The organism is Massilia sp. CT11-108, assembly GCF_047302915.1.
Classification (GTDB): domain Bacteria; phylum Pseudomonadota; class Gammaproteobacteria; order Burkholderiales; family Burkholderiaceae_D; genus Telluria; species Telluria orientalis.
Genome location: NZ_JBKYMO010000115.1, coordinates 1 through 13,511 on the forward strand (window position 1 = coordinate 1; position 13,511 = coordinate 13,511).

The window sequence follows — 13,511 nt, forward strand, 5'->3', positions numbered from 1 at the left end:
TCCACAGCGGCGCGGCGACGGCAAGCCAGTCCACGCCGCCCCGTTTCATCAGGCGCGTCGCGTCCTCGCGCACGCGCCGGCAGGCCTGTGCGGTGGCGGGACGGGTCTCGCGCAGATACGTCTCGCACCACGGCGAAAAGAACACGAGCGCGCGCGGCTTGCCGGCCGCGCCGGCAGGCAGGCCGATCGCCGCGCGGATCGGGCCGACGAGCGGCTGGACGTAATACAGATTCGCGACGATCAGGCCGCAGGCGGTGGCGATCAGCAGCATCAGCCACGTGGGCATGTCGGGATGGTTTGCGCTGACTTTGCCAGCACTATCATGCCGCGGACGGTCGAGCACCTCGGTGGGCAAAGGCGATGGGGACAACATGCGCTCCGGGTAAAGCGGCAAGTGTAACGCGTGCCTGCGATCCTTGCCGGACGCGTCCTAGATTGGCGTGCGCTCCCACAGGACGTCGAGCGGCCCGTCCACGTGGCCCACGGCGATGCGCGGATAGCGTTTCAGGCGCGGGCGCGACGGCAGCCACACCTCGTCCAGCGCCCAGTCGGCGGCGGCCGGGTCGCAATCCGCCGCGCCGATCAATTCCACGGCGTGGTCGCCGGCCGGCAGCCAACGCCGAAAGGAGTCCTCGAAGCGCGCATCCTCGCAACGGGCATCGGGCGCGGGCTGCGGCATGCCGGCGCCGCCCGCGGCGTCAAGGTTGATCCAGCCAGTCATATTTCCAGCTCCACGGCATGTCGTCGGGACCGAGCGCCTGCCGGCCCAGTTCCGGGAACAGGCGCTCCGCCCGCACGTCGTTCGACAGCATCACCACGCAGCGCTGGCCCGTCTCCAGGCACAGCACGAACTCCGCCGTCGATTCGTCGTGGCCGCCGTCGAACCAGCCGGGGCCCGAGCGGTCCTCGAACGTGACGACACCGAGGCCCGCCGCCAGCTTCTGCGGCCACGCGGTCTCGGCGCCGTCGAACGCGGGGTAGCGACGGCGCGATGCGATCGGCAGCCAGCCCGTCGAGAACGCGGCGCGCGTGTCGGGCCGCAAGCCGTCGCCGCGCATGATGCCGGCCCACAGCCTGGCCTGGTCCGCGATCGTCGTCTCCATCGAGCCCGCGGCGCGCACGCGGTAGCGGCGCTCGTGCGGCTGCAAGGTGCCGTCGAAGGCGTAGCCATCCGCCGCGTTTTCCGAATACTCCGCGCGCCAGTACATGCTCGTGCGGCGCATGCCGAAGCGGTCGAACACGCGCCGGCGCATTTCCTGCGCCACGTCCAGGCCGAGACCTTGCTCGACGATCAGCTGCAGGATCGCATAGCCTTCGCTCGAATACGCATAGCGCTCGCCGGGATCGGTGTGGATGCGCAGCCGGCCGCCCGGCTCCATCCAGCGGTAGTCGGCGAGCCCGCCGCCGTGCGCGAGCAGCATGCGCGGCGTGATCGTCTGCCAGCGCGCGTCGCCGGCGAGGTCGGAAAAATCGTAGGGCCGCACGCGGTACGTGGGCAACGGATGCGGCAGCAGCTTCGTGACGGTCGCGTCGAGGTCGATCCGGCCCTCGTCGGCCAGCTGCAGCAGCATGTACGCGAAGGCCGCCTTCGTGAGGGTGCCGCCCGCCATGATGGTGTCCGGCGTCAGCGGCTGGCCGAGGGACGCGTTGCGCGTGCCCATCGCCTTCACGTTCACGACCTGCCCGTTCTCGATCGTCGCGAAGGCCAGGCCCTGCACCTGCTCGCGCCGCATCGCGCGCTGGATTTCCGGATCGGACAGCGATTGCATGGGGCGTAGCGGACGCGCGCAGCCCGCCACCAACATCGCCGCCACACCCACCGTCAACCACGTCCCGAACCGCATGCGCTCTCCCCAGACCCGCCGGATGCCGCACCGCGCGGCATCCAAGCCCGACATGATGCCATGAGAGCGCTAACTTCGTCATGACGATTCGTCAACGTGCACGCTTGTAGACGCGCACGTAGTCGACCAGCATCTGCTGGGGGAACGCGGTCGTCGCATCCGGATTGCCGGGCCAGGCCCCGCCGACGGCCTGGTTCAGGATCACGAAGAACGGGTGTTCGAACACCCAGTCGCCCGTGACGGTATCGGGCCGCGCCGTGTGGTACAGGATGCCGTCGCGGTACCAGCGGATCTCGCGCGGTTCCCATTCGACAGCGTAGACGTGGTAGTCGTCCGCATAGGTGCCCTGGTCGAGCCGCTGCGGCTTGCCGATGGCATTGGCGCCGCTGTAGCCGGGGCCGTGCAGGGTGCCGTGCACGAGGTCCGGCTCGCGGCCGATGTTTTCCATGATGTCGATCTCGCCGCAGCGGGGCCAGCCGGCCTGGCCGATGTCGGCCCCGAGCATCCAGAACGCGGGCCAGATGCCCTGCCCGCGCGGTACCCTGATGCGCGCCTCGTAGCGCCCGAAGGTGCGCTCGACCCTGCCCGCCGTCTTGATGCGCGCGGAGGTGTAGTGGCGTCCGCCGTGGTCTTCCTTGCGGGCTTCGATGACGAGACTGCCGCCGTCGACGCGAACATTGTCGGGCCGGTCCGTATAGAACTGCAGCTCATGGTTGCCCCAGCCGTTGCCGCCCGTCTCCGGGACCCATTTGGTCCGGTCGAGCGTGCGGCCGTCGAATTCGTCGTGCCAGTCCAGCACCCAGCCGGGCGGCTGCGTGAGCGTTGATTGCGCATGGGCCGCAGTCCCCAGCGACAGGAAAACGGCAAGCACGGCGGCAGCGCGAAACGTGGGCATGCGAACTCCTCGTGGAAACGTTCCCAGACACTTTCGAATATAGCACCGCGAATTTTTCGATGTCAAACGAGCCCTGTATTTTCAGTGTGCCGTTTCGGCCACGCACTACTGAATATTCCGTTGACAATTATTTTTTCTGAACATAAGATTCGACCGGCATATGGAAACGTTTCCAGACATTGGAAACGATGTTGAAGCGGTGAAGAGAGATAAAAACAGAGGAGACCCAATGCATTACCCCAAGGCAAACCAAAAACTGATGAGCCTGGCTGTGGCGAGCGCCTGCGCCGCCCTGATCCCGGCTTACGCCCAGACGACCGCCACCGAAGACAGCCGCGGCGGCGACATCCCGACCACGTCGATCCAGCAGGTCACCGTCACGGGCCTGCGCCAGTCGCTGGCCTCGTCGCTGAACCTGAAGCGCCAGTCCGACGGGATCGTCGACGGCATCGTGGCCGAGGATATCGGCAAATTCCCCGACACGAACCTGGCCGAATCGCTGCAGCGCATCTCGGGCGTGTCGATCGACCGCGTGAACGGCGAAGGCCAGAAGATCACCGTGCGCGGCGTGGGTCCCGACTTCAACATGGTGCTGCTGAACGGCCGCCAGATGCCGACGTCGAACCTGGGCGACCTGAATGGCCGCTCGTTCGATTTCTCGAACCTGGCGTCGGAAGCGATCTCGCAGCTGCAGGTCTACAAGACGAGCCGCGCCGAGACGCCGACCGGCGGCATCGGCGCCACCGTCAACGTGATCACGGCGCGTCCGCTCGACAAACTGGGCACGTATTCGAGCATCGGCATCAAGGCCGTGCACGACACGTCGAACAACAACCTGCCGGGCGACGTCAAGGCCAGCACCTCCACCACGCCGGAATTCTCGGGCATCTATTCGACGACGTCGAAGGATGGCCACTGGGGCCTGGGCGTCTCGGCCAGCTACCAGGAACGCAACCTGGGCTTCAACCAGGCGTCCGTGTCGAGCGGCTGGAAGGGTCCGTTCCGCGGCGACGAGAACAATTGGGGCACGATCCCGCAGCCGGGTACCGCCGGCTCGGAAAACATCACGAACCGTCCGAAGCCCGGCGACATCTACCAGGTGCCGCAGAACCTGAACTACAGCATGACGGGCGTGAAGCGCCAGCGCACCAACGGCCAGTTGACCCTGCAGTGGCAGCCGGTCAAGGAGCTGACGACGACCCTCGACTACACGTACTCGGAAAACAAGCTGCAGACGAAGCGCAACGACGTCTCCGCCTGGTTCAACTTCGGCGCGTCGGCATCGTCGTGGACCAATGGCCCGATCGCCGCGCCGCTCGTCTACACGGAATTCATCCCGGCCGGGAATAGCGACATCGCAATGGGCGGCGCCGACTTCGCGACGAAAACGCAGAACAAGTCGCTCGGCTTCAATACCCAGTGGCGCGCCAGCAAGGATCTCAAACTCGAGTTCGACGCGCACCGTTCGACCGCGGAATCGAAGGCGGACAGCCCGTTCGGCTCGAACAATACGCTGGGCACCGCGAGCTTCTCGCGCGGCGACACGACGGCCGACTTCTCGCAGGAGTTCCCCGTCCTGTCGATCAAGGGCGCCAACTTCACGGGCGCACCGCAGCAGGTCACCGGCTCCGTCTTCCAGAACGGCTACATGAAGGGCGAGGTCGACCAGCTCCAGTTCAAGGGCCGCCTGCGCATGCTTGAAGCGTCGAACCTGAACTTCGGCATCGGCACCATCGAGGTCAAGAACCGCTCCGCGTTCTCCACGCAGCAGCGCGACTCGTGGACCGGCGCGACGAAGCCGTCGGACTACCCGAGCAGCCTGTGGCACGCCGACACGATCCGCCAGTACTTCGACCAGCTGGCCGGCAGCCAGAACCCGAACCTGTTCAACACCTTCTACACCTTCAACTTCGCGCAGGTGCGCGACGTGGTGTCGAAGGCATCCGGCCTGCCCGCGCTGTACCTGCCGAAGAACACGTACGACACGGACCAGCGCACCGGTGAAAAATCGAAGAGCCTCTACCTGCAGTTCAACACGGACTGGGATACGGCGCTGCCGATGCACACCGCGATCGGCGTGCGCTACGAAAAGACGGACGTCGTCTCCACCGCGCTCGTGCCGGCGGCCACCGCCATCACGATGGTCTCCGCCAACGAATTCCCGGTCACGTTCGGCGCCCCGACGTTCACGACCTTGACCGGCAAGTACCACCACCTGCTGCCGTCGGTCGACTGGGACATGGACCTGCGCGACGACATGAAGGTGCGCGCGAGCTATGGCGAGACCATCGGCCGTCCGCGCTACGACCAGATCGCCGGCGGCCAGATCCTGAATACGCTGGCGCGCGTGGACGGCGGCACGGGCTCGCAGGGCAATCCGGCGCTGAAGCCCGTGAAGTCGAAGAACTTCGACCTGTCGTGGGAGTGGTACTACGGGAAGGACAGCTTCTTCTCCGTGAACGCGTTCTATAAAGACCTGGAGAACTACGCCGGCCAGTCGAAGATCGACGCCACGCCGTTCAACCTGCACACGCCGGTGGGCGGCGCGCTGTGGAACGAAGCGTCGGCCGCCGGCTGCGGCACGGACCCGGCCTGCATCCGCAACTACATCTTCAAGAATCACCCGACCGCCGCGGGCGTGACGGTGACGGGCGTGGACAGCAGCGGCAACCCGACCGGCAACATCGTCGGCCAACCGGGCGATCCGGTGGCGCACTTCCAGATCACGACGTTCTCGAACCAGAAGAAGGCGAGCCTGAACGGCCTGGAACTCAATCTCCAGCACATGTTCGGCAACACCGGCTTCGGCATCTCGGCGAACTACACGTACGTGCACTCCGGACTGCGGTACGATAACGGCAGCGTGGGCGAACAGTTCGCACTGGTCGGCCTGTCGAACTCCGCCAACCTGGTCGGCATCTACGAGAACGACAAGTGGAACGTGCGCGCGGCCTACAACTGGCGCGGCGAGTTCCTGTCGTCGACGTTCGACGGCGCGGGCCCGAACCCGAACTACGTGGAGCCGTACGGCCAGCTCGACCTGTCGGTCGGCTACAACGTCACGCCGAAGCTGGTCGTGCAGGCGGAAGCCATCAACCTGACGAACGAAACGAGCCGCGTCCACGGCCGGACCACGCAGCAGGCCCTGTACGTGACGCAGACCGGGCCGCGTTACATGCTGGGGGCACGCTACAAGTTCTAAGTTATACGTCGTTCCCGCCTGCGCGGGAACGACGGCAATATTGCGGATGTGTAGCCTGCCGTAATCGGTTTCAGCAGTTAAAAAGTTGTTCTAAAGCCAGCATTTTCAGGTAGACTCATGCGGCCCACCGGAAAAAGGAAGCTGTGATGAGTAAACCCATCGAACACGTCGTCGTGGTCGGCGGCGGCTCCGCGGGCTGGCTGACGGCCGGCGTCCTCGCGGCCGAACACCCGCGCCTGACCGTCACGCTCGTCGAATCGCCGGGCGTGCCGCCCATCGGCGTCGGCGAAGGCACGTGGCCGTCCATGCGCGAGACGCTGCAGCGCATCGGCGTCTCCGAAGCCGCGTTCTTCCGCGAATGCGACGCCGCGTTCAAGCAGGGCTCGCGCTTCGACCGCTGGGTCGACGGGAGCGACGGCGACGTCTATTTCCACCCCTTTTCCCTGCCCCAGGGCTATGGCGAGGCGAACCTCGTCGCCGCCTGGCAGCGCGCGCACCGCGGCGTCCCGTTCGCGGACCTCGTCAGCTACCAGCCGCATCTGTGCGTGCAGGGCCGCGCGCCGAAGCAGCCGCAGACGCCGGAATTCGCCGGCGTCGCCAACTACGGTTATCACCTCGACGCCGGCAAATTCGGCGTCTTCCTGCAGAAGCACTGCGTCGGCAAGCTGCGCGTGCGCCACGTGCTGGCCCACGTCGTCGACATCCTGTCCGCGGACGACGGCGACATCGCCGCGCTGCGCACGCGCGAGGCGGGCCTGATCGAAGGCGATCTGTTCGTCGACTGCACGGGCATGGCCTCGCTGCTGCTGGGCCGCCACTACGGCGTGCCGCTCGTGTCGCAGCGCGACGTGTTGTTCAACGACCGCGCCCTCGCCGTGCAGGCGCCCTATCCAACGGAAGACACGCCCATCGCGTCGCAGACGACATCCACCGCCCAGCCGCACGGCTGGACCTGGGACATCGGCCTGCCCGCGCGGCGCGGCATCGGCTACGTGTATTCCAGCGCGCACGTCGACGACGACGCGGCGGAGGCGACGCTGCGCACCTATCTGGCTTCCACGGGCATCGTCGGCGCGGTCCCGCAACCGCGAAAAATCGCGTTCGACCCCGGCTACCGCGCCCGCTTCTGGGAACGCAACGTGGTCGCGATCGGCCTGTCCGCCGGGTTCATCGAGCCGCTGGAAGCGTCCGCGCTCGCGCTCGTGGAACTGTCCGCGGCCTGGCTGGCGGACGACATGCCCGCCACGCGTGCACAGATGGATACGATCGCCGCGCGCTTCAACGAAGCGTTCACGTACCGGTGGGAGCGCATCATCGACTTCCTGAAGCTGCACTACGTACTGTCGAAGCGCACGGATACCGCCTACTGGCTCGATCACCGCGCGCCCGGCACGCAGTCGCCGCGCCTGCGCGAACTGCTCGCGCTGTGGCGCACGCGCGCGCCGTCGCGGCGCGACTTCCCGCGCATCGAAGAAATCTTCCCGTCCGCGAGCTGGCAGTACGTCCTGTACGGGATGGGCTTCCGGCCCGAACTGACCGAGCGCGCCTCCGACCTGCCGGAGGCCGCCTCCCAGTACTTCCGCGAGGCCGCGCGGCTCACCACCCGGATGCTGCCGCAGCTGCCCGCGAACCGCGAGATGCTCCACCACATCCGCCAGTACGGCATGCCGCCGGGCTAGCGGAGACACCACCAAAATACCAATAACGAGAGAGACTACTACCGATGGCCAACCATGCACCCCTGAACAACGTCGACCACAAGAACCTGCGCGTGGTCACTACCCGCGGCGCGGCGTACGGCGACGCCGTGATGTCGGCGCTGACCTTCCCCGCCGAATTCCGCGACCTGCAAGCCTGCTACCCGATCGTCTTCGCGCAGGACGGCAACGGCGGCTACGACGCGCTCGCCCTGCTCGGCTTCGAACCGGGCGAAAACCTGTTCCTCGGCCCGAACGGCTGGGACGCGCCGACCATCCCGCTGACGATCGAACGCCAGCCGTTCGTGATCGGCCGCAGCGGCGAGGAACTGTCCGTCCACGTCGACCTGGACAGCCCGCGCGTGCGCGATGGCGGCATCGAGGGCGAGGCGCTGTTCCTGACCTACGGCGGCACGAGCGAATACCTGGAACGCATCAGCTCCGTGCTGCGCACCATCCACGAAGGCCTCGCCGCATCGCGCGCGTTCGTCGCCGCGCTCGTCGAGCTGGAACTGATCGAATCGTTCGTGCTGGACGTGGAACTGGACGACGGCTCGCAGAACCGCCTGGCCGGCTTCTACACGATCAACGAAGACCGCCTCGCGAAGCTGACGGGCGAGCAGCTCGCGCGCCTGCACGACAACGGCTATCTGCAGGCCATCTACATGGCGGTGGCGTCGCTGGCGCAGTTCCGCGACCTGATCCAACGGAAGAACCGCGCCAATGACATCCGTTAAGCACGTCCGGGAAGTCTCGTTCGGCGACAACAAGCTGCCGGACGAGATGCTGCGCGCAACGCGGCCCTACATCGTACGCGGCCTCGCGGCCGACTGGCCCCTCGTGCAAAGGGGACGCGCATCCGCCGAAAGCGCCGACGCCTACCTGCGCCGGTTTTATCGTGACGCGACCGTCAACGCCATGCTCGGCCCCCCGCAGATCGGCGGCCGCTTCTTCTACAACGACACGATCACGGGCTTCAACTTCCACAACGTGCGCGGGCGACTCGACCAGGTGCTGGACGAACTGGCCGAACACCGCAAGCGGCCGGATCCCGGGGCGATCTACGTGGGCTCGACGTCGATCGACGGCGCCCTGCCCGGCCTGCGCGCCGAGAACGACCTGGACCTCGGCGACCGCAATCCGCTGGCCAGCATCTGGATCGGCAACCGCACCGTCGTCGCCACGCACTACGACCTGCCCGACAATATGGCGGTCGTCGCGGTCGGCGAGCGGCGCTTCACGCTGTTCCCGCCGGACCAGCTGAAGAACCTGTACGTCGGCCCGCTCGACTTCAATCCGGCCGGCCAGGCGATCAGCCTCGTCGACGTGCGCAACCCCGACTTCGAGCGCTTCCCGCGCTACGCCGAGGCGCTGCAGCATGCGGAAGTGGCCGAGATGGGGCCGGGCGACGCGCTGTTCATCCCGTCGATGTGGTGGCACCACGTGGAAGCGCTGTCCGCGTTCAACGTGCTCGTGAACTACTGGTGGCGCCAGTCCCCGGACTACATGGACACGCCGACGAACGCGTTGATGCTGGCGATCCTGACGATGCGCGACCTGCCGCCCGAGCAGCGGCACGCGTGGCAGGAAATCTTCCGCCACTACATCTTCGAGCGGGACCCCGCAAACCTCGCGCACATTCCCGAGAATGCGCGCTATGCACTGTCGCCTCTCGACGAGGACGGTGCCCGCGTCCTGCGCGGCCAGCTGCTGCGCCGCATAAACAGATAAGACTAAAGAAGACAACGCGTACAAGCCAGGAGTAGAGACATGGAGAACAATAACCAACAAGGGCGCGGCCGCCCGATCCGGCGCGTCGTCATCGCCGGCGGCGGCACCGCCGGCTGGATGGCCGCGGCGGCGCTGGCGCGCACCCTCGGCAAGGTCATCGACATCAAGCTCGTCGAGTCGGACGACATCGGGACCGTCGGCGTCGGCGAGGCGCCGATCCCGAGCCTCGTCCACTTCCACCGCCTGCTCGACATCGGCGAACAGGAATTCATGGCCGCGACGCAGGCCACGTTCAAGCTGGGCATCAGCTTCGAAAGCTGGCGCGCGCGCGGCGAAGACTATATCCACTCGTTCGGCATGACGGGCACGGACCACTGGACGGCCGGCTTCCAGCACTTCTGGCTGAAGGGCCGCGACCGCGGCCTCGCCGGCGACTACGGCGACTACTGCCTGGAACTTGTCGCGTCACAGGAAAAGCGCTTCGGCCACCTGCCGAACCAGGGCATCAACTATGCCTACCACCTGGACGCGACGCGCTACGCCCGCTACCTGCGCCGCTTTTCCGAACACTTCGGCGCCGAGCGCATCGAAGCGAAGATCGCCAGCGTCGACACCGACCCGGCCACAGGTCACATCACCGCGCTCGTACTGGATTCGGGCACACGCGTCGAGGGCGACCTGTTTATCGACTGCACTGGCTTCAGCTCGCTGCTGCTGGGCCAGACGATGGGCGCCGAGTACGAAGACTGGTCGCAATGGCTGTTCAACGACTGCGCGATCGCCGTACAGACGGAATCGACCGGCCCGGCCGTGCCGCTGACGCGCTCGATGGCGCACGACTGGGGCTGGCAATGGCGCATCCCGCTGCAGCACCGCACGGGCAACGGCGTCGTGTTCTCCAGCCGCTACACGGACGAAGCCACGGCACGCGCCACGCTGCTCGGCAACATCGAGGGGAAGGTCCTCACGGAGCCGCGCGTGATCCGCTTCACGCCGGGCCAGCGCAAGAAGGTCTGGATCGGCAACTGCATCGGCCTGGGCCTCGCGAGCGGCTTCCTGGAACCGATCGAATCGACGAGCATCCACCTGATCCAGCGCGGCATCGTGCGCCTGCTGCAGACGTTCCCGACTTACGGCATCCAGCAGGCGGACGTCGACGAATTCAACCTGCAGACCGAGGAAGACATCCGCACGATCCGCGACTTCATCATCCTGCACTACAAGGTCACGAACCGGCGCGACACGCCGTACTGGCACGACGCGGCGACGATGGTGGTGCCGGACAGCCTGCAGCACCGCATCGACCTGTTCCGCGACGGCGCCCGCGTCTTCCGCGAAGGGAACGAACTCTTTGCGGAAAACTCGTGGGTGCAGGTGATGCTGGGCCAGGGCCTCACGCCCGAACGCTGGCACCCGAGCGCGGACCTGATGGGCGACGACGAGCTGCGCGGCTTCCTGGACGGCATCAGGAACGGCGTGCGCCGCACGGCGTCGCAACTGCCGCCGCACCAGCAATACGTGGAGCGCTACTGCCCGGCGGGCAAGCCGTGACTGCGGCGGCCGGCGGCTTCGCCGACACCAGGCGGCACTACCCCGTCCTCGACGGCCTGCGCGGCGTCGCGGCGCTGACGGTCGTCGCGTTCCACCTGTGCGAGGCGCATGCCGTCAACCGCTTCGCGCAGGTGATCAACCACGGCTACCTGGCCGTCGACTTCTTCTTCCTGCTGTCCGGCTTCGTGATCGGCTATGCGTACGACGACCGCTGGCGGCGCATGTCGCTGGGCGAGTTCTTCCAGCGCCGGCTGATCCGCCTGCATCCGATGATCGTCGTCGCGATGGTGATCGGCGCGCTGATGTTCTATTTCCAGGCCGGGCCGCTGTTCCCGATGATCGCGGACACACCGCTGTGGCGCGTGCTGCTGATCATGGTGATCGGCATGACCCTGCTGCCGGTGCCACCCAGCATGGACCTGCGTGGCTGGGCCGAAATGCATCCCCTGAACGGCCCGGCATGGTCGCTGTTCTTCGAATACGTGGCGAACGTGCTGTACGCGCTGGTGCTGCGGCGGCTGCCGAACCGGATCCTCGGCGTGCTCGCGCTGCTGGCCGGCGTGGGGCTTGTTGACTACCTGCTGGCGGGGCCGAACGGCGACGTGATCGGCGGCTGGTCGCTGGACCCCGTCCAGTTCCAGCTCGGGTTCACGCGCCTGGCCTACCCGTTCCTCGCGGGACTGCTGCTGTCGCGCGTCGTGCGTCCGGGCCGCGTCGCGTACGCGTTCCCGGTCAGCGCCGCGATCCTGTTCGCGACGATGGCGTTGCCGCGCATCGGCGGCCCGGACACCTTGTGGATGAACGGGCTGTACGAATCCCTGTGCATCGTCGCCGTGTTCCCGTTCGTCATCTGGCTCGGCGCCAGTGCGCAGGGAAGCGCCCGTACGGCCCGCGTGTGCGCCGCGCTGGGCGGGCTGTCGTATCCGCTCTACATCGTCCACTATCCGTTCGTCTACACGTACACCGCGTGGACCAACGCGAACCACGTGTCGCTGCGGGACGGCGTGCCCGTCGCCGCGGCCACCTTCGCCGTCTGCGTCGCGCTGGCGTGGCTGCTGCTGAAGTACTACGACGAACCCGTGCGCGCCTGGCTCACGCGGCGCTGGATGGACCGCAAGCCGGCGGTCGCCGCGCCGGTCGCGAACGGCTGATCAGCCCTGGCCGAGGTGCTCGTACAGGATCAGCGATCCGATCGCGATCAGTACGAGTCCGCCCACGAATTCGGCGCGCTTGCCCACCAGCTTGCCGAGGCCGCGTCCCACCATCACGCCGATCGTCACCATGATGAACGTCGACAGGCCGATCGCGCCGGCCGTCGTGACGATGTTCGCGTCGATGAACGCGAGGCCCACGCCGACGGCCATCGCGTCGATGCTCGTCGCAAAGCCTGCCACAGCCAGCAGCCAGAAGGAGTGGCTCGTCGGCTTGTCGTCCTCGGCTTCGTCCGCACCCGACAGGCCTTCGCGCATCATGCGCAGGCCCAGCACGCCCAGCAGGGTGAACGCGATCCAGTGGTCCCACGCCTGGACGTACGGCGCGGCCCAATGGCCCAGCGCCCAGCCGATGACGGGTGTGAGGCCTTCGATCACGCCGAAGATGGCGCCCGTGCGCAGGGCTTCGCGGAGATGGGGACGTTGCAGCGCGGCGCCCTTGCCGACGGCGACGGCGAATGCGTCGGTGGACATGGCGAGGGCGAGGGCTGCGGTGGCGAGGAGATTCATTGTGGTTCCAGTCGGGCAAACGCGAAGGCATGCCGGCGCGGCCCGATGAACGCGCAGGCATACCAAAGGTCTTGCCAACCGAAACGGCTGCCCGTACCACGTCAGCCAGGGCTGTCGAGTATGTTGATACGGGAACTTCCGCAGGGCGGAAGCAGGCTACTCCCCAATGGGATGCCGGCATTTTACTGCAAAAGATGCCGGCATGGCCAGTCTCAGCCGGTGGTGGCCACCTGGCGATGCAGGTTCGCATACTTCACGCCGAAGAACAGGATGAAGCCATAGCAGGCCGCCGGCACGAAGAACGACGGCTGCACGCCGATGCGGTCGGCCAGCCAGCCTTGCAGGAACGGGACGATGGCGCCGCCCACGATCGCCATGCACAGGATGCCGGAGCCCTGGCCCGTGTGGCGTCCCAGGCCGTGCAGCGCCATGCTGAAGATCGTCGGGAACATGATCGAATTGCACAACCCCACGGCGAGGATCGCCCACATCGCGGCCTGGCCCCGGCCGAAGATCGCGGCCAGCACGAGCGCGATGGCCAGCAGCGCGTTGAACGCGAGCGCCTTGCCGGGGCTGACGACGCGCATCACGGCAAAGCCGATGAAGCGCCCGATCAGCGCCCCGCCCCAGTACACGCTGACGTAGCTCGCCGCCTGCGCCGCCGGCATCCCCGCCACCTGCTGCTCGCCGAGGAAGTTGACGAGGAAGCTGCCGATGCTGACTTCACCGCCCACGTACAGGAAGATGGCGACGGCGCCCAGCACGAGGTGGCGATGATGCAGCGCGGAGCCGACGGCACCCGCCGCGGGCACCTCGGCATCCGCATGGTCGATGCGCGGCAGCCGGGCCAGCGCGAACAGGCCGGCGAGG

11 protein-coding genes and 1 pseudogene are annotated in these 13,511 nt (G+C 67.0%); 6 read left to right on the top strand and 6 right to left on the bottom strand.

Going from position 1 to position 13,511, the window contains the following annotated elements:
• The 4 genes and pseudogenes from ACEN88_RS11825 to ACEN88_RS11840 all read right to left on the bottom strand — a co-directional run.
• Window positions 1–286 (bottom strand): annotated as a pseudogene (locus ACEN88_RS11825) (hypothetical protein); the annotation flags it as partial.
• Window positions 287–430: 144 nt separating this feature from the next.
• Window positions 431–721 carry a hypothetical protein gene (locus ACEN88_RS11830; protein ID WP_413339813.1) on the bottom strand — a complete coding sequence of 97 codons (291 nt, stop codon included), beginning with the start codon at window positions 719–721 and terminating at the stop codon, window positions 431–433.
• Entirely contained in the window at window positions 699–1,844 is a 1,146-nt protein-coding gene (locus ACEN88_RS11835) for a serine hydrolase domain-containing protein (protein ID WP_413339814.1), read from the bottom strand. The genes ACEN88_RS11830 and ACEN88_RS11835 overlap by 23 nt, the downstream gene beginning before the upstream one ends.
• Before the next feature lie 91 nt (window positions 1,845–1,935).
• Complete coding sequence (locus ACEN88_RS11840; RefSeq protein ID WP_413339816.1) at window positions 1,936–2,739, bottom strand: family 16 glycosylhydrolase; 804 nt, start codon at window positions 2,737–2,739, stop codon at window positions 1,936–1,938.
• Between the two features lie 229 nt (window positions 2,740–2,968).
• On the opposite strand from ACEN88_RS11840, the gene ACEN88_RS11845 reads away from it, so the two are divergent.
• The 6 genes from ACEN88_RS11845 (at window position 2,969) to ACEN88_RS11870 (ending at window position 12,071) form a co-directional block, all read left to right on the top strand.
• Window positions 2,969–5,941: a TonB-dependent receptor gene (locus ACEN88_RS11845; RefSeq protein WP_413339818.1), complete on the top strand. Its 2,973-nt coding sequence runs from the start codon at window positions 2,969–2,971 to the stop codon at window positions 5,939–5,941.
• 146 nt (window positions 5,942–6,087) lie between these two features.
• Window positions 6,088–7,620, top strand: a complete 1,533-nt coding sequence (locus tag ACEN88_RS11850) for a tryptophan halogenase family protein (RefSeq protein WP_413339819.1) — start codon at window positions 6,088–6,090, stop codon at window positions 7,618–7,620.
• A 44-nt stretch (window positions 7,621–7,664) separates the two neighbouring features.
• Window positions 7,665–8,375, top strand: a complete 711-nt coding sequence (locus ACEN88_RS11855) for a SapC family protein (protein WP_413339820.1) — start codon at window positions 7,665–7,667, stop codon at window positions 8,373–8,375.
• The gene (locus ACEN88_RS11860) at window positions 8,362–9,369 is read left to right on the top strand and encodes a cupin-like domain-containing protein (RefSeq protein WP_413339822.1); all 1,008 of its coding nucleotides are present in this window, start codon (window positions 8,362–8,364) and stop codon (window positions 9,367–9,369) included. The genes ACEN88_RS11855 and ACEN88_RS11860 overlap by 14 nt, the downstream gene beginning before the upstream one ends.
• A 39-nt stretch (window positions 9,370–9,408) precedes the next feature.
• On the top strand, window positions 9,409–10,920 hold the full coding sequence (locus ACEN88_RS11865; protein ID WP_413339824.1) for a tryptophan halogenase family protein: 1,512 nt from the start codon (window positions 9,409–9,411) through the stop codon (window positions 10,918–10,920).
• A complete protein-coding gene (locus ACEN88_RS11870; protein WP_413339826.1) occupies window positions 10,917–12,071 on the top strand; it encodes an acyltransferase family protein in 1,155 nt (384 codons plus the stop codon). The genes ACEN88_RS11865 and ACEN88_RS11870 overlap by 4 nt, the downstream gene beginning before the upstream one ends.
• Here ACEN88_RS11870 and mntP read toward each other — a convergent pair whose 3' ends face one another.
• Together mntP and gluP are read right to left on the bottom strand one after the other, a co-directional pair.
• Window positions 12,072–12,641: a manganese efflux pump MntP gene (gene mntP, locus ACEN88_RS11875; protein ID WP_413339827.1), complete on the bottom strand. Its 570-nt coding sequence runs from the start codon at window positions 12,639–12,641 to the stop codon at window positions 12,072–12,074. It abuts the gene before it with no gap.
• Between the two features lie 212 nt (window positions 12,642–12,853).
• On the bottom strand, window positions 12,854–13,511 hold a 658-nt coding region (gene gluP / locus ACEN88_RS11880), incomplete at its 5' end, for a glucose/galactose MFS transporter (protein ID WP_413339829.1).